Here is a 288-nt window from a genome sequence, read left to right as displayed (position 1 = left end):
ACACCGCGTCCGCGTCAGCGGTGGTGGTGTCCTGGGCCATGGCGGACAGGACTCCACCCGGACCGAGTTCCACATACGTCGTGACGCCCTGCGCCTCCAGGTGCCCGATGCCGTCCGCGAAACGCACCGCCTCGCGGACGTGCCTCACCCAGTAGTCGGCCGTGAGGAGGTCATCCCCGGCCAGCTCCCCGGTGAGGTTGGAGACCAGCGGGATCCGGGGGGCATGGAAGGTCACGTCTTCGAGGGCGGTCCGGAACTCGTCGAGCATGGGTTCCATGCGCGGCGAGT

General features: G+C 69.1%; 1 protein-coding gene. It reads right to left on the bottom strand.

Translation table 11 applies throughout. The features are described 5' to 3' along the window. Positions 1–268: ACP S-malonyltransferase (locus ACLF6P_RS30065; protein WP_415954591.1), on the bottom strand; the 268-nt coding region annotated here is incomplete at its 3' end. Between the last annotated feature and the right edge of the window lie 20 nt (positions 269–288).

This window comes from Streptomyces lothianensis (assembly GCF_047779955.1).
GTDB lineage: Bacteria > Actinomycetota > Actinomycetes > Streptomycetales > Streptomycetaceae > Streptomyces.
Note: the sequence above shows the minus strand (reverse complement) of the source record. Positions and strands in the feature narration are given on the sequence as shown.